This is a genomic window from Exiguobacterium sp. s124 (genome assembly GCF_018617485.1).
In the GTDB taxonomy this organism is placed as follows: Bacteria; Bacillota; Bacilli; order Exiguobacteriales; family Exiguobacteriaceae; genus Exiguobacterium; species Exiguobacterium aestuarii.
Window position 1 is genome coordinate 379726 of the sequence record NZ_JACSKH010000001.1, and the last position, 21826, is coordinate 401551.

The 21826-nt window shown below is 46.4% G+C and carries 19 protein-coding genes; 13 read left to right on the top strand and 6 right to left on the bottom strand.

From position 1 onward, the window contains the following. Positions 1-96 precede the first annotated feature (96 nt). A complete protein-coding gene (locus KNO85_RS02035; RefSeq protein WP_214786493.1) occupies positions 97-1281 on the top strand; it encodes a transglutaminase domain-containing protein in 1185 nt (394 codons plus the stop codon). A 149-nt stretch (positions 1282-1430) separates the two neighbouring features. Here KNO85_RS02035 and KNO85_RS02040 read toward each other — a convergent pair whose 3' ends face one another. Genes KNO85_RS02040 through KNO85_RS02060 form a run of 5 tightly spaced genes read right to left on the bottom strand, consistent with a single transcriptional unit; the run spans position 1431 to position 8185 of the window. Then, positions 1431-3476, bottom strand: coding sequence for a cellulose biosynthesis cyclic di-GMP-binding regulatory protein BcsB (locus KNO85_RS02040; RefSeq protein ID WP_214786494.1), 2046 nt, complete (start codon positions 3474-3476; stop codon positions 1431-1433). Between the two features lie 13 nt (positions 3477-3489). Further along, entirely contained in the window at positions 3490-4737 is a 1248-nt protein-coding gene (locus KNO85_RS02045) for a glycosyltransferase family 2 protein (RefSeq protein ID WP_214786495.1), read from the bottom strand. 2 nt (positions 4738-4739) lie between these two features. After that, a complete protein-coding gene (locus KNO85_RS02050) occupies positions 4740-6431 on the bottom strand; it encodes a DUF2334 domain-containing protein (protein WP_214786497.1) in 1692 nt (563 codons plus the stop codon). Beyond that, entirely contained in the window at positions 6421-7278 is an 858-nt protein-coding gene (locus tag KNO85_RS02055) for a GGDEF domain-containing protein (protein ID WP_214786499.1), read from the bottom strand. Before KNO85_RS02055 ends, KNO85_RS02050 begins: the two co-directional genes overlap by 11 nt. Next, positions 7259-8185 (bottom strand): glycosyl hydrolase lipoprotein, encoded by a 927-nt coding sequence (locus KNO85_RS02060; protein WP_214786501.1) that lies wholly within the window; start codon positions 8183-8185, stop codon positions 7259-7261. Before KNO85_RS02060 ends, KNO85_RS02055 begins: the two co-directional genes overlap by 20 nt. A gap of 548 nt (positions 8186-8733) precedes the next feature. Between KNO85_RS02060 and tnpA the strand changes: the two genes are divergently transcribed. Both tnpA and tnpB read left to right on the top strand, forming a co-directional pair. Beyond that, the gene (tnpA, locus tag KNO85_RS02065) at positions 8734-9111 is read left to right on the top strand and encodes an IS200/IS605 family transposase (protein ID WP_214786503.1); all 378 of its coding nucleotides are present in this window, start codon (positions 8734-8736) and stop codon (positions 9109-9111) included. Positions 9112-9116: 5 nt separating this feature from the next. Then, a complete protein-coding gene (gene tnpB, locus KNO85_RS02070) occupies positions 9117-10208 on the top strand; it encodes an IS200/IS605 family element RNA-guided endonuclease TnpB (protein WP_214786505.1) in 1092 nt (363 codons plus the stop codon). Between the two features lie 217 nt (positions 10209-10425). Here the strand turns inward: tnpB and KNO85_RS02075 are convergent, their stop codons facing one another. Continuing rightward, on the bottom strand, positions 10426-11073 hold the full coding sequence (locus KNO85_RS02075; RefSeq protein WP_214786507.1) for an acetyltransferase: 648 nt from the start codon (positions 11071-11073) through the stop codon (positions 10426-10428). Positions 11074-11297: 224 nt separating this feature from the next. On the opposite strand from KNO85_RS02075, the gene KNO85_RS02080 reads away from it, so the two are divergent. The 10 genes from KNO85_RS02080 to KNO85_RS02125 all read left to right on the top strand — a co-directional run bounded on the left by KNO85_RS02080 (position 11298) and on the right by KNO85_RS02125 (position 21818). Continuing rightward, a complete protein-coding gene (locus KNO85_RS02080) occupies positions 11298-12143 on the top strand; it encodes an aldolase/citrate lyase family protein (protein ID WP_214786509.1) in 846 nt (281 codons plus the stop codon). After that, positions 12140-13051, top strand: coding sequence for an NAD(P)-dependent oxidoreductase (locus KNO85_RS02085; protein WP_214786511.1), 912 nt, complete (start codon positions 12140-12142; stop codon positions 13049-13051). The genes KNO85_RS02080 and KNO85_RS02085 overlap by 4 nt, the downstream gene beginning before the upstream one ends. 190 nt (positions 13052-13241) lie before the next feature. After that, complete coding sequence (locus KNO85_RS02090; RefSeq protein WP_214786513.1) at positions 13242-14294, top strand: glycosyltransferase family 2 protein; 1053 nt, start codon at positions 13242-13244, stop codon at positions 14292-14294. 12 nt (positions 14295-14306) lie between these two features. Further along, positions 14307-15464 (top strand): glycosyltransferase family 4 protein, encoded by a 1158-nt coding sequence (locus KNO85_RS02095; RefSeq protein WP_214786515.1) that lies wholly within the window; start codon positions 14307-14309, stop codon positions 15462-15464. Between the two features lie 122 nt (positions 15465-15586). Beyond that, on the top strand, positions 15587-16369 hold the full coding sequence (locus KNO85_RS02100; RefSeq protein ID WP_214786517.1) for a YveK family protein: 783 nt from the start codon (positions 15587-15589) through the stop codon (positions 16367-16369). Beyond that, positions 16332-17033 (top strand): CpsD/CapB family tyrosine-protein kinase, encoded by a 702-nt coding sequence (locus KNO85_RS02105; RefSeq protein WP_214784392.1) that lies wholly within the window; start codon positions 16332-16334, stop codon positions 17031-17033. Before KNO85_RS02100 ends, KNO85_RS02105 begins: the two co-directional genes overlap by 38 nt. Before the next feature lie 23 nt (positions 17034-17056). Further along, positions 17057-18328 (top strand): glycosyltransferase, encoded by a 1272-nt coding sequence (locus KNO85_RS02110; RefSeq protein WP_214786519.1) that lies wholly within the window; start codon positions 17057-17059, stop codon positions 18326-18328. Further along, on the top strand, positions 18271-19188 hold the full coding sequence (locus KNO85_RS02115; protein WP_214786521.1) for a glycosyltransferase family 2 protein: 918 nt from the start codon (positions 18271-18273) through the stop codon (positions 19186-19188). Before KNO85_RS02110 ends, KNO85_RS02115 begins: the two co-directional genes overlap by 58 nt. Positions 19189-19205: 17 nt before the next feature. After that, entirely contained in the window at positions 19206-20270 is a 1065-nt protein-coding gene (locus KNO85_RS02120) for an EpsG family protein (RefSeq protein WP_214786523.1), read from the top strand. A gap of 15 nt (positions 20271-20285) precedes the next feature. Beyond that, a complete protein-coding gene (locus tag KNO85_RS02125; protein WP_214786525.1) occupies positions 20286-21818 on the top strand; it encodes an oligosaccharide flippase family protein in 1533 nt (510 codons plus the stop codon). The last annotated feature ends 8 nt before the right edge of the window (positions 21819-21826 follow it).

Genomic DNA, 21826 nt, shown 5'->3' on the forward strand with positions numbered 1-21826 from the left:
AGATTCGACAAAATTAAAAAACCATTATTATACATATCTTTTGATTAAGTGGTTTATAATGACAATTAAAGTGACTACTGTTGTGAGGGTGAATCTATGAGTCCTATAATCATTGGAGCGATTGTATTATTAATTTGTTTACCGTTGAGTTACCTGTTAGGAAAGCGTGCCTTTCAATTATTTCGGATTCACACGCGCTTACGTGCCGGCTTGTTCTCGGTCCGTCATGCATTACGGGCTGCGAAGCATCATCCCGGTCGTCAGTTTGATATACTCGATCCCATTTACCGGGGTGTCGTCTTTCAGCTTAACGGAAGGAATTTGATGAAGCGGACAGAGCTCGAACAAGCCGTCAATGATGAGTTGAATCGCGTGTTGAAGTACGGATGGTTGTCTTCCTTGGCTCTTGTCGGAAGAGGGGCACTTGCGATGATTTTTCTCGTGATTGCCAGCGTGAGTGGGAACGTTGTCGCAAAAGATGCGAAGTCGCTGGACATGACGAGTTGGTTCGAACCCGAGCACGTCGAAAGTGAGACGAACGTGCTCGGTAAAACGTTCAAACTTCCATACGAAATTGATTCGGCCGAGACGCTCGGGACGGCTATCGCTTATCACATGACCCGCTTCGATGAGACGTTTTCGATTCCGTATACAGGAGACACGGACGATATGCAACAGACGATGGATGCCGCTTGGGATTGGATTGAACAACATCATATCTATGTGTATCGACTCTCGCGTGGTGGGGAATCAAAATGGGTCGAGCAGAACGGAACATTCGACTTACAGATGACACTGAATTATGACATGACCGCTTCTGAAGCGGCACAAGTGCAGGAACGCGTGAACGAAGTGATTCGCGACATGCCACGTGATCTAGATGAGGTCGGGAAGGTCAAATACGTCAACGACTATATCGTCTCGCATACCGCCTACAACCTAGACAGTCAGGCAAGCCCGTATACGCCATACTCGATTTTATTTAACGGGGAAGGGGTGTGTGAAGGCTACGCGCTGACGACACTCTTGTTGTTAGAGACGGCAGGGATCGAAGCACGTTACATTTCCGGGGAAGTTGCAAGCGGTCTTCATGCGTGGAACCTCGTCCGCGTGAACAACGAATGGTACCATCTCGATACGACGTGGAATGATCCCGTCCCGAACCAACCTGGGAACGGGCGAACGGATTATTTTCTCGTCTCGGATACAACACTTCGTGCGGACCATACGTGGACGTTTGGCCAATATCCGGTAACTGCCACGCAGAATATTCAATTGTGAGAGCGAAGGAGATTCTCCTTCGCTTTTTTGCATACAAAAAGGACCGATGTTTCAATCGGTCCTTTGACTATTCAGGAATTGTTCACACCAGGCGACCGATTCCTCTTATATAGTATTCATAATTTTTGAAAATGGTGCTTTCTTCATCATTAAGAGGTTTTCTTATTGCGTCGCATATAGATGAGAATGGTGATAATCAATCCGATTAACACGATGAATCCGATGAAGTACCATTTTGAATCGACAGAAATCGATGATTGTTCATCGGATGTCGCATTTGAATTCGAGTTCTCACTAGCAACACTTGAGCTATTCGTAAAGATAGATCCATTCTGGTTTTTTACTGCTACACTGAACGTTTCACTCGGAAAAGCGAGCGTTTGGATCAAGTTCGAGTCGATTGCATCTTTGGTGGAAACGACAATCATCGCCTTGTCCTCGTTCCAAGGAGAAGGTTGGATCCAAGCAAATTCGGAAGACGTTTCTGGAATAAAGCCATACTGTGCCAAATCAATTTGCTTGTCCTTCGTGACAATCCAATTTTCTTTTTGTTCATTGAACAAAGGGCTTTCCTCTGGATTTCCAATAAAGAAAATCGAACGATTGCTCACCATTTCTTCAGTCACTTCGCTTGAACGAACAAATTTGACTTGCGTGGTCAAAGGTGTGATGGGTAAGCCACTCATGACATCTGCCATGTTTTTTAATGATTTCTCGTCCGCTTCATCTGGAATAACGAACACGATACCAGGATCCATCGTGAAGAGGCTAGCCATATTTAAGAAGACCTCATTATTTGCTTGTCCATTGTTCACGGGTAACGTGATTTGACTGTCACTCGAAACAAAAATCCAACGATCTAAATCACTTGCGGTGCATGGTGCCTCTGAGCGCAATCCATTTGCCTCAAATGACACGTCTAAAAATGTTGCTTTTTTAAGCGTCGATGCATCGACTCGGATGACATGATGTTGCCATTCATCCTCTGTCTCCATGTCCGTTAAAGGGATTGAGTGAGGAATACCGTTTACCCATGCGATCAATTCAGGTGCGAGGGCACCTTCTCGCTCTACTACTAAATTTTCTGAGGCTTTGAAACGTACATCTAGTTCCACTACAGATTGCTTATCGATTACAGGTAGCGGATAAAAGTAGTTCGGACTAACGGCTTGACTCCCGCTCAACATCAAATCTGCTGCACCGAGCGCACGTAAATTAATCGTGTCTCCACTCTTTTGAATGGACGGTGCGCTCGTTAATGTCAATTGTTCCCCATTCAATTGCTGACGTTGTTGAACGACAAGTAAGTTGTCTAAAGTGCCTTCGAAGGCATCAGCATCTTCGGTGAGTACAAACATCGCATCAGCGGATTTTCCATCACTTACAAGACGGACCTGTTCAAACAAAACCTCTTCATCTTTCGGAAGTGTCTTTAATTCTTGAATGAAATCTTTGACGGGACCTGTGAAGGAGTCCGTTTGACCAACGAACACATAACGACCATCTAATGATTTTAACTGTTCTTCATATTGCAGGGACACATGATCTGGATCGGTCGCATCCCCTTTTAACTGTCTGTAAAGAAGAAGACCGGCTTCTAATGATTCTACTTTCGGTGAGTTCGGAAGAACAACGGTCAACTTTTGGTTTGTCGTCTGTGTGAACGGGTTTGGATAATCGTTTAAGGAGAGTTCAGCCTTATTTCCGACTGAAACAAAACTAGATGGTCGGACGGTCAACCAGCTCCCAGATGTATTCCCGGTATCACACATCCGACCTTCGATGATTCCTGTGAATCGGACCGTCACTTCATGTGTACCTTTTGTTAAGTGCTTATTTTGAAGTGATACTTTCACATTTCCTTGCGAAGATTTCTTCGTCAACGCCACCGATTTTAATGGTTCACCATCAATATCGATTGTAAGGGCTGACGGCGGAATCAATAATTCAGAATGAATCCAATCTAGTGACAAGTATTTTGCTGAACCAGCTTTCTCGTCACCTACCATCGTATATGTATACGTGCGGGAAGAGGTTTCTCCAGGCAATACATCATCATTTGTTGTCAGCAAACGTTCTCCGGCATCACTTTTTGATTCGATTGGTAGAGATGAACGGATATTGCTGGCGGCTTGAGCAGAAGTAGTCGATACAATCAACAACGTACTTAATAAATATGGCATGTAAGATTTCATAGTATGCTCCTCTTTAGTCGAATCGGTCTGTTTTGTACCATTTGACTTCTTGGTTGAATAATATACGTTTTGTTTCAAGATAGAGTGAATAAATGACAAGTAAAATCCAAAGTTGACTATATGTGAAGTACATCAAAATAACGGTGAAGAAGTTTTGTGCGTTGAATTCCGAACGTTCAATACTGAGTGTGACAAACACCTCGGTCACAAATAGTAAAAAGGCGAGAATCCATAAAATCAGTGTGATATTTCCGACTTCAAGACCAATATCGATAAATAGATTCAGAACGAATAAACTGTTCGAGAGAATGACTCCAAAGAAGAACAAGAAGTAGGTGAAGAAGAAGTAAATAATGTCGAACACAATTTTTTTTCGCTTCAATGAAAAAAGCTGACTCATGAATTTTAGGACTACATATTGATTTCCACGAGCCCATCTTGTGCGTTGTTTCCACCAAACGTTAAGTGTCTGAGGCTCCTGTTCCCAAGTGATCGCAGCAGGGAAAAAGCGAATATGCCATCCGAGCTCATAAACACGAATGGTCAGTTCTGTATCTTCCGCAAGTGCAGCTTCATCCCAACCACCCAGTTCTTCGATGATTGAGCGACGGATTGCAAAGTTTGTTCCAGGAATGGTAGCGATATTGAACCATTTCCATCTGCCGGCTTGAGCCATCCATTGAAAACAAATCGTTTCAATGTTGATTAAACGGGTGAGAAGTGTCTCATACGCATTTGTCACCCGAAATTTCCCTACGACCGCACCGGCTTTCGGATCATTCAAGAGTCCCATGACTAAATGATAAACACTGTCTTTTTCAGGTGTGTTATCAGCATCATAGACAACAATCACATCTCCTGTGGACTGAGTTAATCCATAGTTAAGGGCAGAAGACTTTCCTCTTCCTGCATAAGCAGGTGTCGTTTGTACAACATGGATGAAAGCGTACTTGTCTGCGAACTGTTGAGCGATTTCGCCTGTTCGATCTGACGAGTTGTCATTGATTAATAGGACTTCGAGTTTGTCATGCGGGTAGGCGATTCGCGACATTGCTCGTAATGTCGCGGCCACCACAACGGCTTCGTTATGAGCCGGAATTAAAACAGAGACTTTTGGCAAGTCTTGCATGTGCTTTGACCATTCAGGGATTGGATTCCGAAACGTCATGAAGTGCCAAAACCCACCTTGCATTAAAAACATATGGTATAAAAGCATCACCCAAATCATGACGAGTGAAAATAAGAAGAGTATGTTTGCCATGATTATCCACGCTCCTTAAAGAGTCGTTTTTTACGTTGCGTACGTAAGTAAATTGTGTAAATTAGAAAAGTAAGGACTGCTACTAACGTAACAAGGGCGAGTGCCAAAAGTGAACGTTCAAGAAATGATGTCGGGAGATACCGTTTTAGTTGATTGATGACTTGAGAACGGTCATCCCGCAATGTGAGGACGCCATCCACAGTCGTGACGGATACATCTACCGTACTTACTTGCTCATCTTGCTCACGCAAATTGAACCAGCGGAAACCAGGAGTCGATTCCATCATGTCCACGAGAGCGGGTAGGTGCTCTGTTCCAATATACGGGTGGTAAAATCCACCAATCATCGACTCTCGGACAATCATCATCTCATCACGTGCTCGCCGCATTTCCTCGACGGGTCTAGGCAGGTCGGTACGCACGTAACCAATCGTTTCCGGATACAGTGTCATCCCCTGTAACAGAGTAGGCTTTGAAATGTAAGGGGTGGTTCCCATCACTTCCCAATCGCTGTTGCTCCATTGTACTTGTCCGAAAATATTCGAAAATTGCTCGGATGCCAATGCATAGCCAGAGTGTGACATCGTATAGTGAGGTGCTTCAAAACCTAACGGATGCAGGTCGAGCGAAACGAGCTCATGAATGGAGCGGGTCAATTTTGAACGAATGTAGGCGGTTTCGCCTTCTAGAACCGTTTCCATGTACTGTTTATAGTCACGGTCGTTACTGAACGCCTCTTGTTGTTTTAATATCGGCGGTGTTTCATTTGAAGGAACGAGAACAGGTTGATTGTTTTCGACATCCCAAAATTCAAAACCCTCTCCCGTCTCAGAAGAGCGATATTGATGGGTATATCCATGAGAAATCACCGTAGCCCCGCGTTCTTCGAGCCGATTGATCACTTGAAGTAACTTCGGACGGTCGGTATAGTGAACATTTTGTCCGTTGTCTGGATCGACATACACTGCAATCACGGCTAACAGGATTGGGACATCACGGTCTAACAAGTAATCACCGACCTTTTCAAGCAGTACCGGATCCGTACTCGGGTTGATGTCCTCTAATCGCAGGTAACCGAGATGTTCCTCTTTTGCTTTGACCTTAAAAAAGTCATACAAACTATCTGCTACGAGTAAGGAAGAACGGTTCAAGAGGTTATAAACTCCCGAATAAAAATGAGTACCTGTTTGGATGATCATCGGCCGTTTCACATTTTTCTCAATCAAACTCGCGTGCACGATCGAGTCATCATGATTTACCAAAAAAACAGTGTCTGCTAACTCGAATGTCAAATCTGTATCTGTACGTGTTTGATGAAACTTCGAGATACCTTGAACGCGTGTTGTGTCAATTTTCTTGAAGACATTGAGTTGATCTACATTGTATCCAATACCATAGAGTGGGAGATTTGACTGATTGATTTGTTCACGAGTTGATTTAGGGATTGGAGAAGGATTCACACCGTAGTAAAAAAGATGACTCGTCTTACTAAGTGAATTTGGTACTACTTCTGTATCGCGAATGATGTCAATCTCTTTAGAAAATCGAGAAACGAGCGCATCCAATTTGTACACTTCTGGCGGTATATCGTTCGATTGAGAACTATAAATGATTGAAACGTGAGAATCTTGTGCTTGAACCGGTTGTGGTATACAAAGTAATGCAACGAAAAAGAAGAATATCTTATAGCGCATAGCTTTTCAGCTCGTTTCGCATGAGGCCCAATACGTCCGCTGGTGATTCGATACCGGATTTGTTTGTGACGGTATAGTGGGCAATATGATTTGTGAATGAAATCGTTTTTCCATTGGAAATGTGATAGTCTCCAATCATTCTTCTGAAGCGGTTCAAAATGATCTCCATATTTTCTTCTGAAGCATACGGTAAAATGAGAGCGAACTCTTCGGTAGACAATCGAAATTTTTTATCTGTCGTTCGTGTGGATTGATGTAACCGCTCACTGAAAAACGTTAAGAATCGCGTTGACTCTTCTGCACCATACAATCCTTTAAAATCCGCTAAATGATCAATTTTGTATAGGAGGACGGTGAACGATTCACCATGACGGTTTGTCCGATCAATCTCTAATTGAAGCTCAAGTTCGAAACGGTCCGCATTGTCGAGTCCAGTCTCATCATCGATTGCGACGAGTCGCCTGACTTTTTCAAGTAGTGCGATATTAGTTTGACTTAATTGGTTGATTCGCTCATAGACGCTCCCGCTCAAAATCACAAGTCCAATGAGCCAAAGCCCATAGTAGAAGAGAGTGGCTTCTGAAAAAAGAAAGGTCTGGTCACCCGGACGAAAGAACATATTCCAAAAATAAAGACTTCCGAAAAGGAATAATATTAATAATGTAGTGAATAAACCGGCTCGCATTCCTGCAAACAAACTAATACAGACGGCTAGGGCGATGAGCATCATTCCCTCGTTTTGCACTTTTCCTAAATCGGGCACATACATAAACAACACGGCGACGGCAAGAAGCAACAGGCCGATTTGTAAACTGATCAGACTCGTTTTACGGAATGAGGTATCCATTTTCAAGTCCCCCTTCTGCTAGTAGTGGTAATAAGTTATCAAATGAGTGAGTTTCTTTTGTTGAGATATCAAGATACCCTCCGACATATTCAGATGAAGAATCGGAGACCATCGATGACTTCAAACGTGCCATCACTTCCTCCGCAAACTCATGCTCGTCGCGTTCGAGTAAATAAAAAACAGCTAACGCATAGACGGCTTGAGATTCATAATCAACAATTGGCTCTTTCGTTACTCGATCGTATCGACCAAATACCGGACCTTGATCAAAGGCATCTTTAAAAAAGATATAGAAAGGATTTGTCGATAATCCAAACTGTTCATATCGAAGAGCGACATAAAGTTGGTCAATCATATTGATTTCATCATCGAATTGATATGTTTTCTCGGAAATGGAGTAGGATTTTGCAAAGAATGGCTCGCTCAAAGGAGCTTTTTCAAGTAGTTTCTTACTGTTTTCGTATAAATTATTTGATGACGACATGAGACGGAGCGCTGATTCATCTAAATAACTTAGTGTCAACATATCACCTGTTTCATTTGTCGGCCGATTTATATAATCGACGGGAAGACCGTCTTTCACTGCATGAGTCGTCAGGGGTTTGGCGATGCGTTTGGCTAAGTCGGCGTATGACATCTCGTCAAATACATCTGCTGCCTGGTATAAGGCATGAACGATTCGAGCATCATCAATCCATGCGTTGGCAGGACTTTGGGTAATCGTGTGATCGACTTGTTCGAGTCGCCAACTGACTAGATTGGAGTCATCCAAAAAATAGTGTTCGAGTACATCGGCTTGATGGGCAAACTCGTCTTCACGTTTTTGTTGAACTAAAAATAGTAAATAAAGCCCGAGGGACTCAGACAAAAATTCATGATCTCGATTGGTGATGTCTGTTTGAATCAAACCTTCCTCCGTCATTAAATGCTTCCGGATAAACGATTCAGTTGGGAATTGACTTTTGTACTCTTTAGAAGGCTTTGGTTCATCATTGAAGCAACCTGATAATAAAAAAATACATGATAGTGAAGCAAAAACGAGATATCGCATGGAAAGCTCCTTATCAACTTGTTGTAAGTAATGAGGTCAGGCAAAAAAAAGTGGATTGTTCTTTGAATAGTCTGTTCTATTCTAAAGTTCGTATAGGATTAGAATTTATTCTTTACTTGAGTGTCAATACATAATTCATTCGATTCTCTGTAAGCGAAGTGACTAAAAAATCATTACTATATATATCGGTATTAAATTTTAATAAATTGAGCGGAACATAGAAAATATTGCACTAAAAAATACTTTTACCAACTTTTTAACTAAATCAGGCGAGAATTCTCCCTCCTCTAAGCGTCTTGGGGCGAAGCCTAGCGTAGGTGGGAGATGAATCGCACATCTTGGTAAGATTGTATGTGCTCAATATAATCAGTGTAACCAATCAAAAGGACTGATGTATCAATGAAATGGATACGAACAAACATTCAGTCCTTCTTCTGAACTACCATCTCGTCTTGGTGGTCAAATATAGACGCAAGGTGATTGAAGAAGACGTCTCGGAGTTCGCGAGACGAACGTTCGAACGGATCGGCGCGTCATACCACATCACACTGACCGAGTGGAACCATGACGGCGATCATGTCCATGTGTTGTTCAAAGCCCACCCGAACACAGAGATGTCGAAGTTCCTGAACGCCTACAAGAGCGCCAGTAGCCGACTGATCAAACGAGACTTTCCGCACGTCAAGGGACGACTGTGGAAAGAAATGTTCTGGTCTCGAAGCTCCTGCCTCGTGACGACCGACGGCATCAGGCAATACATCGAAAAACAAGGGAAGGAGTGATCACTTTGCTGAAGGCGTACAAGTTTCGGCTATACCCGACAAGACCGCAACAGGAATACTTCATGAAGACGTTCGGTTGTGTGCGTTTCGTCTACAATAGGATGCTCGAAGAACGTATCCGGATGTATGAAGAGTCGAAGCTGAACCCCGACGCAAAGCAGAAGCTCCCGACCCCGGCGAAGTATAAACCCGAATTCCCTTTCTTGAAAGAGGTCGACAGTCTGTCCCTTGCCAATGCCCAGATGGATCTGAACAAGGCATACGCCAACTTCTTCCGGGACAGGTCTGTCGGTTTCCCGAAGTTCAAATCGAAGCACAGCGACCGTGCCTCCTACACGACCAACAATCAGAACGGGAGCGTCCGCATCGAGGACGGGAAGGTGAGACTTCCTAAGATCGGCTTCGTGAAGTTCAACCAACATCGTCCGTTCGAGGGTATCATCAAGTCCGCGACGGTCTCGATGACGAAGACGGGCAAGTTCTTCGTCTCCATCCTCGTCAATCAAGGTGAAGAAAAGTGGGTTCCTGCCAAAAATAAAATCGGTATCGATCTCGGCCTCGAACACTTCGCCATCATGACGAATGACGAGATGGTTTCGAACAAGATTGACAATCCTCGTTTCCTTCGCAAGTCGGAAGAGAAGGTCAAGAAGGCGCAGCGCGCTTTGTCACGAAAGAGGATTGGAAGCAAGAACCGAGAGAAAGCCAAGCTGATCCTCGCCAAGAAATACGAAAAGATTGCAAACCAACGTAAAGACTTTCTTCATAAATTGTCGAAACGAATCGTTGACGAGAACCAAGTCATCGTCGTGGAGACATTGAAGTCGAACAACATGATGAAGAACCACAAGGTCGCTAAATCGATCGCAGATGTCAGTTGGTACGAGTTCGTCCGGCGACTCGAGTACAAATCAAACTTCTACGGACGGACGCTCATCAAGGCGGATCAATGGTTCGCATCGACGCAGATCTGTTCCACTTGCGGCGAGAAAGGCGAGAAGAAGACGATGGATGTCCGTGAATGGACGTGTGCCTGTGGCGCTCATCATGACCGTGACATCAACGCGAGCATCAACCTGTTGATGTTGGCAAACTAAAACGAATTCCTTCAGGGTGGGAACCACCCGACGAGCTTGGTAAACAACCGTGGCTAGTAAAAGTACGGTCTTCCCAAGAAGCCCCCACTTCAATTTGCGAAGCAAATAAGTGGTGAGTAGTTCACGTGTATAGGAATTGGAACATAGAAACACCTCGTAAAATCTGGATTTTCTATCCGGATTTTACGAGGTGTTTCTAATTTTATTCTATAGTTTTTTATAAATATTTTTCTTGGATGTCACGCTTACGTGTCACTTTAGCAGGTGTACCGTAAGCGATGACTTGGCTCGGTAGATTGGAGACGACGGTGGCACCGGCGCCGACGACGGTATCGGATCCGATATGAATATTATGGATGACCGTCGCGCCCATCCCGACAAAAGTTCGTTCGCCGAGACGAACATTGCCACCAAGATGAGCACCTGGTGCAACAGAAGAAAACGGGGCGAGGTGACAGTCGTGGTCGACAGAAGACATCGTGTTGACGACGCTGTGTGCCTCGAGTCGCGTGTTCGGATTGACGACGCTTCCCGCCATCACGGCGACACCTGGACCGATGGTTACATTTTTGCCGATGATGGCGCTCGGATGAATGGCAGAGATGAATTCAAAGTCTGGCATTTGTTCTCGTATGCGATATTCAATCATTGCGCGTTGATCATTGTCCCCAATTCCGATAATTCCTTTTCGGATAGCCACATTTGAACTGATTTTTCCGAGAATCGGATAGCCGAGAATGAATTTACCGATTAAACTTGGGCTATCGTCATATATGCCTGCAATCCGATAAAGTCCTGTCAGCTCCAATATATCAATCAATACTTGCGCGTGACCACCCGCTCCAAAAACTACGATCCATTCCATTTGGAAGTCACCCCTTTGCCGAAAAATGTCGAGTTATCTGTAATCACATTATTGCCGATTCTCTTAAATTCAAACAAAACCAAAAAGAATTGACGAGCATGATTTTGGAATGCCATTTGAGAAGACGTATATCGTTGCAAAAAGATGCTATTCTTTTCTGTTTCATTGTTTTTTGGGATGGCTAATTTCAAATCGTAGTGATTTTGGTGAAGGGGGTTAGGATGATGTCTTTGGCGTTCATGTATATTACGAATCAACCGGAAGTTGCACGTTTGGCTGAACAAAATGGGGTCGATCTCATCTTTGTCGATTTAGAATTAAACGGAAAAGAGGAACGACAGGGACATCTCGACACAGTCATTTCGAGACATTCAATGCACGATGTCAGTCGCATCCGTTCCGTCTTGAAACACGCCATGCTGCTCGTTCGCATCAATCCGATTCATGCCGGATCACGTTTTGAAATTAACGAAGCGATTTTTCGTGGCGCGGACATGTTGATGCTGCCGTATTATAAAACGGTTGATGAAGTGGCAACATTTATCGAAATGGTTGATGGTCGCGTCAAAGTATGTCTCCTTTGCGAGACGAAAGAAGCGGTCACGTGCATGCCGGACGTATTGCGTTTACGCGGAATCGATTCGATTCATATCGGATTGAACGATCTTCATTTGAGTTATGGTCAGACGTTTTTATTTGAACCACTCACAACGGGACTCGTCGAATCGATTGTCACGCGAATTCGAGCAACTGGAATTCCGTATGGCTTCGGTGGGATTGCCCGGATTGGGGAGGGGCGGGTTCCTGCCGAACGAATCATTCCGGAACATGTCCGCCTCGGTTCGTCATGTGTCATTTTGTCTCGGAGCTTCTGTCATATCGGTCACGCGATAAAAGTATCTTCACAGCAGGCTCAAACATTCCAAGAAGGGGTATGGAGAATTAGGGCATATGAGCAGCAACTCGAATCGATGCCTGTTGAATGGTTTGAACAAAATCGTATGCGACTCATCGAAGAAGTTCAAGCCATCACATCAGAAATACGCCAAGAGAAAGGAATGTTGTCATGAACGTATGGGTGACAGGGATGCGTCTATCCCTCGACCAACAAGCGCAGCTTGAACAGTTAGGCCACAACGTCACAATTCTTCAAAAAGAGTCAGAGATTCAAGAGCGAGATGTATCTGAAGTAGAAGTGCTCGTCTGCCAAAACGTGTTTGCTTATCGGGCGCTTGAAGATTTTCCTCGCTTGAAGGTCGTTCAAGCCGTGAGTGCCGGCCTTGATCGCTTACCCGTTGAAGCATTAAAAGAGAAAGGCATTCGCATTTATAACGCCGGCGATACATACGCCGTTCCGATGGCAGAATGGGTCGTCTGGCAATTGCTCGACTTTATGAAACATGGCGCCGCGTTTCGCGAGAAGCAACAAAATCGACAATGGGAAAAAGAAAGACGATTACTCGAACTGACGGGAAAGACGGTCACACTGCTTGGGGTCGGCAACGTCAGTGAAGCGATCGCGAAACGGTTACGTGCGTTTGATATGCATCTGATTGGTGTCGGGCACCGTGAAAAAGACGTACCGTTTGTCGACCGCTACGTGTTATTGGACGAACTCCATGATGTGTTGAAAGAGAGCGATGTCGTCATTTTGGCGTTACCGCTCAAGGACGAGACGTATCATCTGATCGATCGGGATGCACTCGCGGCGATGAAAGAGGACGCCATCCTCATCAACGTGGCGCGCGGGGCAATCATTGACGAAGAGGCACTGGTCGAAACGCTCCAAGAAGGAAAATTCTTCGGCGTCGCGCTCGATGTATTCGAAACGGAGCCGATTCAACCGAGTCATCCGTTGTATGAGTTCGCGTGGGTGAGTCTCACGCCACACAATTCCTACGTATCGGATCAGGTAAACAACCGACTCTTCCAGAACGTGCTCGCGAATCTACAGAATGAACAACCATCTACCACGTGACGACGGACAGACCGAAACTTTCGGTCTGTTTTTTTGTTGTGCCGCTTCAAAAGAGGTCCTTATGATAATTCACTAAAAAATTATTCGCTACTCATTTCAATTCGTATTTATTCAAAAAATCGAATGGGAACAACGAGTTATAGTAACTCACCTACACCATGACTCTGCACCGAAGAAGGAGTGAACGCACATGGAACGTCCGGAAACACTCGTTAGTATCATCGTGCCTGTTTACAACACGAGCGCGTTTTTACGCCAGTGCTTAGACAGTCTCGTCAATCAGACGTATCCTCACCTTGAAATTATTTGTATCAATGATGGCAGTACGGATCAAAGTCTTGATATCATGTTGGAATTTGATGATGACCCGCGCGTCATCTTAATCGATCAGACGAATCGTGGGTGTTCCTTCTGCCGCGATCGTGGTCTTCAAATGGCGACCGGTGAATATATGATGTTCATCGATAGTGATGACTGGTTGGACCATGATGCGATTCGGCTTCTCGTCAAACATGCGGAAGCAGAACGAGCCGATGCGGTCATGGGCACATACGTTCGTGAGTATGAAGAGCGGTCCTTGCCAAAACGCATCTTTGAGGCTGATTTTTTATCGTATAACGCCGAAGAGACGAGACGTTTCGTCCATCGTCGTCTGTTCGGACTTGTCGGAGAAGAGCTCGCTCATCCGGAGACGGTCGATGCGCTGAATTCGAATTGTATCACCTTGTACCATCGCGATTTGATTCGTCATCTCTCGTTTCGTAGCCCGTACGGTTCGTTTGTCGACCTTTATTTTCAAATCCAGGCGCTCGAGCATTGCCAACGTTTTATTTACATCGATTATCCAATCTATCACTACCGTAAGACGAACGGACAGTCTGAGACGAGTGTTTATCAACGTAACCTCGTGAACTCACGATTGGAATTCTTCCACATGCTCATGACGTACATTGAAGAACATGATCTCGGAGAAGATTACACGCGTGCGCTATACAACCGGATTGCACTCAGCATGATCGGCATTGGATTAAACGAATTGAGTTCCAACAAACCGCTGTTTGCGCAAGCGGAAGTGTTGAGACAAGTGCTCCAACAAAAAGAATACAAAGAGGCCTATTCCCAGATGGATATGCGTTACTTTGATTTGAAATGGCGGACGTTCTTCCAATTGTGTAAGCACGAACGGACCGTGCCTCTCGTCTTGATGCTCCGTAGCGTGAACTACTTACGGAAACGTGTGTGAGGGGGAATCGAGATGAAACGAGTCCTCATGGTCGCTTCCGTCGTATCGATGATTGAAAGTTTCAATCGTGACAACATCCGAACCCTTCAGAACATGGGATACGAGGTACATGTCGCCACAAACTTTGAATGGGGCAGCATGTACAGCGCAGAAAAAGTCGAACGCGTCAAACAGAGTTTACGAGAGGAAGGAGTCACCCTTTTTCAAGTTGACTTTGAACGGGACATCAAAAAAATGAACGGACATGTCCGGGCATTCCAACAATTGAAACGCGTCATGACGACGAATTCGTATGCGTTCATTCATTGTCACTCCCCAATCGGTGGCGTCATTGGGCGTCTCGTCGCGAGACAAACGGACACGCCATGCATGTACACGGCTCACGGGTTCCACTTCTTTAAAGGCAGTCCTTCCCTCAACTGGATGCTCTATTATCCGGTCGAACGGACGCTTGCCCGATTGACAGACACCATCGTGACGATTAATCAGGAAGACTTCTCGAGAGCACAGACGTTTAAGACGACGCACACGTTCCGCATCCCGGGCATCGGGGTCGATACGAAACGGATTGAGCAGGTTCACATCGATCGTCCGTTGAAACGTCAGTCGCTCGGGGTGAATACCGATACCGATTTCGTCTTACTTTCGGTCGGGGAGTTGAACGAGAACAAAAATCACGAGACCATCATTCGAGCGATTGCCGAACTCGGTGATGCAAGCATTCGTTACTGGATTGCCGGGACCGGGGATGCAAGACCTCAATTAGAACGAGTCATTCGAGAGACGAACCTCACGAATCAAGTACAGCTCTTAGGATTTCGGGATGATGTGTTTGAAGTGATGAAAGGGGCAGACTGTTTCGTCTTTCCGTCTAAACGAGAAGGACTTGGGATGGCGGCGCTTGAGGCGATGGCGGCGGGTTTACCGATCATCACCTCGAATGTGCATGGAATCAACGATTATTCGGTAGATGGAGTGACGGGTTTCAAGTGTGCGCCGAACGACATTCAAGGATTCGCTCGCGCCATTCGAACGATGCGACTTGATTTCGAACTATCTCATCAGATGGGGTTGCATAATACACAAACGGCAAAAGCGTTTGATGTCGAGCGCTCCCATGAAGAGATGAAGCAGATTTACGATACGTTCACGAATCGGCGTCCTTCTTGATAGTTTATAAAAAGATGGTCATGATTTCTTTTGATTTGTCAGAAGAGCGGGGGTAAGTAGTAAGCACACAAAGATTCTAGGTACTAGGAAATGCAGCTGAATAGTTGAAGGAGGGTTCACCCGTGAATAGTCAGACGATGCTCCTATCGGATTTACTCGCTGTTTTCAAGAAGAGTAAACTGTTGATTCTTTTGACGGTCATGATCGCTGGAGGAGCGGCCTATTATGTAAGCCAATATGTGGTCGAGCCAACATATGAAGCATCGACCCAGGTGTTGATCGTACCGAAGCAAGAAGCCGGCTCAAACGTTGTCGACAGTACCCAAGTCTCTTCTTCCCTCTCATTGATCAATACGTATCGTGTCATCATGCGTAGCCCTGCAATCTTAAACGAGGTACAGGAGCAAGTCGCGAACGCCCCAGATGATATTAGCGAAGTGTTGTTGGTCGAGAGTGAGGAAGAATCGCAAGTCATCAACATCGTCGTCGAGTACAGCGACCCGGTCGTCGCGGCGAATATCGCAAACGTCATCACGGAAGTATTCGCCACTGAAATCCCGGATCTCATGAATATTGATAATGTTCGCGTTTTGTCGGTTGCTGACGTGCCGAGTGATCCCGTCGCACCGAGTACGGTCATGTATACAGCAATCGGCTTAATCGTTGGTTTTGTCATCGGAAGTGTGCTCGCACTCATCCGTTACACGTTCGACAAACGGATTCGCGATGAAAAAGAAGCAGAGAAGCTACTGGCGCTACCGGTCATCGGAAACATTCCTGTGATTGAAAAGCGAGACATGGCCGCGAAGCGGTCGAAACCGGAACCTGTAAAAGATGTCAATCCAGTGGCGAAAGGAGACGAGCCAAATGTTCCACCTACCAAAGACACAAGACAAAGTTCGTGAGGCGAAACGGAGCTTGATCACTCTCGTGAATCCGCAGTCTCCCATCGCTGAACAATACCGGACGATTCGGACGAACTTACAATTCACTTCACTTGGAGCCGACTTACAAACGATTGTCGTCACGTCCGCATCACCAGGAGAAGGGAAATCGACGACGGCTTCCAATCTGGCCATTGTCTATGCGCAACTTGGAAAGCGTGTCTTACTCGTCGATTGCGATATGCGAAAACCGACAGCCCATTTCACCTTCCAACTTCCAGGGCAACTCGGACTTTCGACAGTGCTCGCCAAACGGACGACGCTCGAGAGATCCATCCAAGCTACCCAAGTGCCTAAACTGTATATGCTCCCGGCCGGACCGATTCCACCGAACCCTTCGGAATTGCTTGCTTCTCCGATGATGAAACGGGTACTTGAAGAAATTAAGCAATCGTATGACATGATCATCCTAGATGCGCCACCAATCATGCAGGTCGCGGACAGCCGGATTGTTGCCAGTGAGGCGGACGGGACGATTCTTGTCATCGGCTGTGATAATTCGAACCGGGACTACGTGCTCAAGGCGAAAGAACAGCTTGAATTGTCGGGTGCGAACATCCTCGGCCTTGTGATGAATAAGCGAGATAAAGGAAAAGAACGTCACTATCACTACAAATACGATTGAGCCAGGAAAGGAGGCGAAGGGCGATGCGCATCTTACACATTAACGCGATCAATGAGGAGAAGAGCACAGGGCGAATTTGTAAAGAGCTCTCGACCGTCGCCAACCAAGCTGGTCATGAGAGTGTCGTTGCCTATGCAACGGGACCTGACAGTGAATCCGGCATTCGAATCGGCTCGTCGTTCGATCAAAAGCGTCATGCTTTCTTGTCGAGACTTACGGGCAAGCAAGGGTACGCCTCGAAAGGAGCGACGGAAGAACTAATCAGACGACTGGAAGCAAATCCACCAGACGTTGTCCATCTTCATAATCTTCATTCCAACTATATTCATTTGGAGACACTGTTGACGTGGTTAGCTGAAACCGACACACCGACCGTCCTGACGTTACATGACTGTTGGTTCTATACCGGTAAATGTACGCATTATACGAGTTCGGGATGTGACCGCTGGCAATATGGGTGCGGAAACTGTCCACGCCTCGCCCTTGATAATCCAAGTTGGGGGCTCGATCGGACCGCACAGATGTGGCAAGACAAGAAAATGTGGTTCCAAGCGATTCCGCGACTCGCTGTCATCGGGGTCTCGGATTGGATCACGACGGAAGCACGATTTTCATTTCTTGGACAAGCTTCAATCATTCGTCGAATCTATAATTGGATCGACACCGACATCTTTCGTCCGCGGGACACGGCGTTGTTACGGCGAAGACTCGGATTGACGAACCGATTTGTCCTTCTAGGGGTAGCCAGCTCATGGGACGATTCGAAAGGGTTGTCTAAATGGATTGATTTGGCTGAACGGCTGCCCGACGCAACCATTCTGTTAGTAGGGGCGATGCCAGACATCGCATTGCCGAAAACAATCATCCACATCCCGTCGACGAATCGTCCGGAAGAGCTCGCGGAATACTATGCGCTCGCCGATGTCTTTTTAAACTTATCTGAAGAAGAGTCGTTCGGGAAAGTGACGGCAGAAGCGATGGCGTGTGGCACGCCAGCAATCGTCTTAGATGGAACAGCGAATCCTGAGCTTGTCCCGGATTCGTGCGGATCTGTCGTATCTGGAAGTCACCCCGCGCTGCTAGTTGATGCGATTGAGCGAATCAAACGAGATGGAAAAGCGTCTTATACGGAAGCGTGTGTCTCGCACGCCCATCAAGCGTTTCGGATGGAACGACGCATCGCCGACTACTTGAACGTCTATCAGGAATTGATGAACCAGAAAGGAAGGGATTCACTATGGCACAGCCACTCGTCTCCATCGTCATCCCCGTCTACAATGGAGCGGACTATTTGAACGAGACAATCGAGAGTGCGCTCGCTCAAACGTACGAACCGATTGAAGTGATTGTCGTGAACGATGGGTCGACGGATGGTGGTGCGACGGCAGCTATCGCCAAACAGTTCGGTGATCGCATCCGCTATTTTGAGAAGGAGAACGGTGGCGTGTCGACCGCCTTGAATCTTGGGATTGAGAAGATGCGTGGGGAATGGTTCTCGTGGCTCAGTCATGACGATCTATATACTCCTGAAAAAATCGCGCATCAAATGAAAATTCTCGACCGCATGGACAATAAGCAGAAGACGATTCTATCTTGTGGGACGGACTTGATTGATGAGGTAGGGCGCCCGATTCAACGACTTCGGAAGCGTACGAAAGGCTTTTACACGAGTGACCAGATGTTTGATTACTTAATGCTAGAAGCTTGTCTGAGTGGATGTGCGCTACTCGTTCCAAAGCAGGCATTTGAGGAAGCAGGAATGTTTCCGACGAACTATCGCTATATCCAAGATTGGGTGCTTTGGGTCGATATGGCGCTTGCGGGATACGAGTTTCTCGTCACAACGAATCCTTATGTCAAATCGCGTGTTCATCCGAAACAGCAGACGAAACGGATTTCGGATGTGGCCCCGATCGAGTCACGACGGTTCTTCGAACAGCTACTGCAGCGACTCGAGTCACCCTCAAAACAAAAGACAGTCTTTCGAGCCATCTATAGGTCTGCCGCACCAGATGTGCGTGACGAGTTGATGACACGTTACGATGGGCATCAGGTGTTGTCTAGTCGTGAACAGAAGTGGCTGCAAGGTAGGTCTTATGTATATCATCGTGCGCTGTCCGTTTATCGCGGTGTCATGGACTTACGTTATCGCTAACGAAAAGGAGGGGCGACATGCTCATCTATTTGATCAACCTCATTCTCCTCATCGCATGGGCAGCGTTGCTCCTTCGCGATGACGGCATCCGAAACGGAAAATTGTTGTTTGTGATCATTGCGACCGTCCAATGGATTGTCCTATCCGGATTTCGACATCTAAGTGTCGGGGCAGATACGATGCAATACAAATGGATGTATGACCAATCGAGGGTCATGTCGTGGGAGCAAATCGGAAACAACTTCATGAGCGGTTTATTCGAGAGCGGTGACGAGCGAGATCCGGGCTATTTCGTTCTTCAAAAAGCGACCCAACTTATAACCGAAAACTACCAATGGTACTTGCTCATTGTCGCGATACTATTCCTCGTGCCGTTCGGGATTTGGATTTATCGCAACTCGACGGAACCGTTACTTAGCTTCATCATCTTTTCGACGTTATTCTATGCGTTTTTTGCGATTACAGGGATCCGTCAGACGATTGCGACGGCCATCGCCGTCATGATTGGCTATGGGTTCGTGAAGGCGCGCCGGTTTTGGCCATTCCTACTCATCGTTCTTCTCGCAGCGACCATTCATAAATCCGCACTCGTCTTCTTACCGTTTTATTTCTTGGCAAACAAGCAATTGACGAGCCGTTATCTCCTTTTCATGGGAGCGCTCATCCCGTTTTTATTCGTCTTTAGAGGACAACTGTTCGAACTATTCCGTCTCATCAGTGGGTATGACCAGTACGATTACTATGCAGGGGCAGGGACGCTCAACTTTTCGTTACTTCTCCTCTTGATCACCATCGTCGCCGTCTGGCGAAAGGACGAGATGATAGCGAACAATCCGAACGCTGTCCATTACATCAACGCGCTGTTGCTCGCGCTCTGCTTCTTACCGCTCACATTCATCAATCCATCGATGATGCGCGTCGTCCAATATTTCTCCGTCTTTATCATGCTTCTCATTCCAGAAATCTTGCGATCGTTTGACCGAAGGGAGCGACTTCTCGTCTATTACGTGGCCATCACAGCGCTTCTCTTCCTATTCGTCAGGAACGAACCGATTTATCTATTCTTCTGGCAACAAAAATAAAGGAGGGAAGTCAAGATGGCGACGAAAGTGGAATTCGATGAACAACGCAGCTCCCGTCAAATCAAAATCGGTGCCCTCATGTCGTATACCGCCATCGGCTTCAATATTTTAGCGGGGTTGATTTATACACCGTGGATGATCGCCGAGATTGGACAAGCCAGTTACGGACTCTACATGTTGTCCATCTCTCTCGTCAGCATGTTCGCCCTCGATTTTGGACTCGAGGCAGCCGTATCTCGCTTCTTGTCCAATTATCACGCCCTCGGTGATGAAGAGGGGGCATCTCGCTTTTTAGGTGTCGCCTTCAAACTGTTCACAGGCATCGCCATCTTAATTGGCCTCGTGCTCATTGGCGTATACGTCATGATCGAGACGATTTATGCAAGCTTGTCCGCTAGTGAAATCGATACACTGAAGACGCTCTATATCATGGTCGGCTTTTATATCGTCGTCCTCTTCCCGACAAAACCGTTCAACGGCATCCTGATTGCGAATGAACGATTTGTTGTCTTGAACTGGTTCAACTTATCTGAAAAAGTACTCACCGTCGTCTTGATGGTTGGGGCGCTCCTTCTCGGATACGGGTTATATGCGCTCGTGTTCGTCAACGCGCTCGTCGGGCTCTCCATCATCGTCGGGAAGGGACTTTACTTGATGCGACGAACGGACACCGCCGTCGAGTTTCTCTATTCGAGTCGCACCATGTACCGGGATATCTTTTCCTTTTCTTCTTGGACGACGTTGATCGCACTCGCTCAGCGATTCATCCTCAATATCACACCGACCATTCTAGGTGCGGTCGCGGGGAGTGCCTCAATCGCGCTCTTCTCCATCGGGATGGTCATCGAGGGATACGTTTGGACCATCTCATCTGCCATCGGCTCGCTCTTCCTTCCGAAAGTCACACGGATGACGACGAGTAATCGGCACGGCGACTTAGAGAACTTGCTCATCCGGGTCGGGCGGATTCAACTGTATATCGTCGGGTTGATCATCGTCGGCTTCATGACGATGGGACAAGAGTTCATTCGATTGTGGGTCGGTGAGTCGTTCCACACCTCTTACTGGGTGGCGCTCTTCTTGATTGCCCCGGGCTTTATCACGTTGACGCAAGAGATTGCCTATACGACGCTCATTGCGACGAATCAAATCAAATATCGAGCATTCGCCTCTTTGATTGTCGCACTCGTCAGCGTCATCTTATCTTCCATCTTGTCGCCGCATTACGGGGCCATCGGGGCAGCCGTCGCCATTTTGATTGGGAATGTATTTGGCACGATCTTGTTCATGAACTGGGTCTATCTTCGGATTCTACATCTGAATATGTGGCGCTTCTTTAAAGAGTGTCATATGAAGATTATGCCTACGCTCATCATGTTAGGCGTGGCGGGATGGATGATTCAGCAAACGTTCCCCGTCAATTCACTCTTTCTCTTCTTACTCAAAGCTGCGTTGCTTGGGGGCGCCTATCTTCTCGTATTGTGGCTCTTCACATTTCGAGAAGATGAAAAACAACTCATCACCGGGTTTTTACGACGTTCTTCTTGAGCATCCTA

Excerpts from the sequence above, each read along its gene's own strand:
- KNO85_RS02125 (WP_214786525.1), top strand. The coding sequence starts at position 20,286 with ATGGCGACGAAAGTGGAATTCGATGAACAACGCAGCTCCCGTCAAATC.
- KNO85_RS02040 (WP_214786494.1), bottom strand. The coding sequence starts at position 3,476 with ATGAAATCTTACATGCCATATTTATTAAGTACGTTGTTGATTGTATCG.
- KNO85_RS02055 (WP_214786499.1), bottom strand. The coding sequence starts at position 7,278 with ATGGATACCTCATTCCGTAAAACGAGTCTGATCAGTTTACAAATCGGC.
- KNO85_RS02035 (WP_214786493.1), top strand. The coding sequence starts at position 97 with ATGAGTCCTATAATCATTGGAGCGATTGTATTATTAATTTGTTTACCG.
- tnpA (WP_214786503.1), top strand. The coding sequence starts at position 8,734 with ATGGATACGAACAAACATTCAGTCCTTCTTCTGAACTACCATCTCGTC.
- KNO85_RS02110 (WP_214786519.1), top strand. The coding sequence starts at position 17,057 with ATGCGCATCTTACACATTAACGCGATCAATGAGGAGAAGAGCACAGGG.
- KNO85_RS02085 (WP_214786511.1), top strand. The coding sequence starts at position 12,140 with ATGAACGTATGGGTGACAGGGATGCGTCTATCCCTCGACCAACAAGCG.
- KNO85_RS02045 (WP_214786495.1), bottom strand. The coding sequence starts at position 4,737 with ATGGCAAACATACTCTTCTTATTTTCACTCGTCATGATTTGGGTGATG.
- KNO85_RS02095 (WP_214786515.1), top strand. The coding sequence starts at position 14,307 with ATGAAACGAGTCCTCATGGTCGCTTCCGTCGTATCGATGATTGAAAGT.
- KNO85_RS02090 (WP_214786513.1), top strand. The coding sequence starts at position 13,242 with ATGGAACGTCCGGAAACACTCGTTAGTATCATCGTGCCTGTTTACAAC.
- KNO85_RS02075 (WP_214786507.1), bottom strand. The coding sequence starts at position 11,073 with ATGGAATGGATCGTAGTTTTTGGAGCGGGTGGTCACGCGCAAGTATTG.
- KNO85_RS02120 (WP_214786523.1), top strand. The coding sequence starts at position 19,206 with ATGCTCATCTATTTGATCAACCTCATTCTCCTCATCGCATGGGCAGCG.
- KNO85_RS02115 (WP_214786521.1), top strand. The coding sequence starts at position 18,271 with ATGGCACAGCCACTCGTCTCCATCGTCATCCCCGTCTACAATGGAGCG.
- KNO85_RS02105 (WP_214784392.1), top strand. The coding sequence starts at position 16,332 with ATGTTCCACCTACCAAAGACACAAGACAAAGTTCGTGAGGCGAAACGG.
- KNO85_RS02080 (WP_214786509.1), top strand. The coding sequence starts at position 11,298 with ATGTCTTTGGCGTTCATGTATATTACGAATCAACCGGAAGTTGCACGT.
- KNO85_RS02050 (WP_214786497.1), bottom strand. The coding sequence starts at position 6,431 with ATGCGCTATAAGATATTCTTCTTTTTCGTTGCATTACTTTGTATACCA.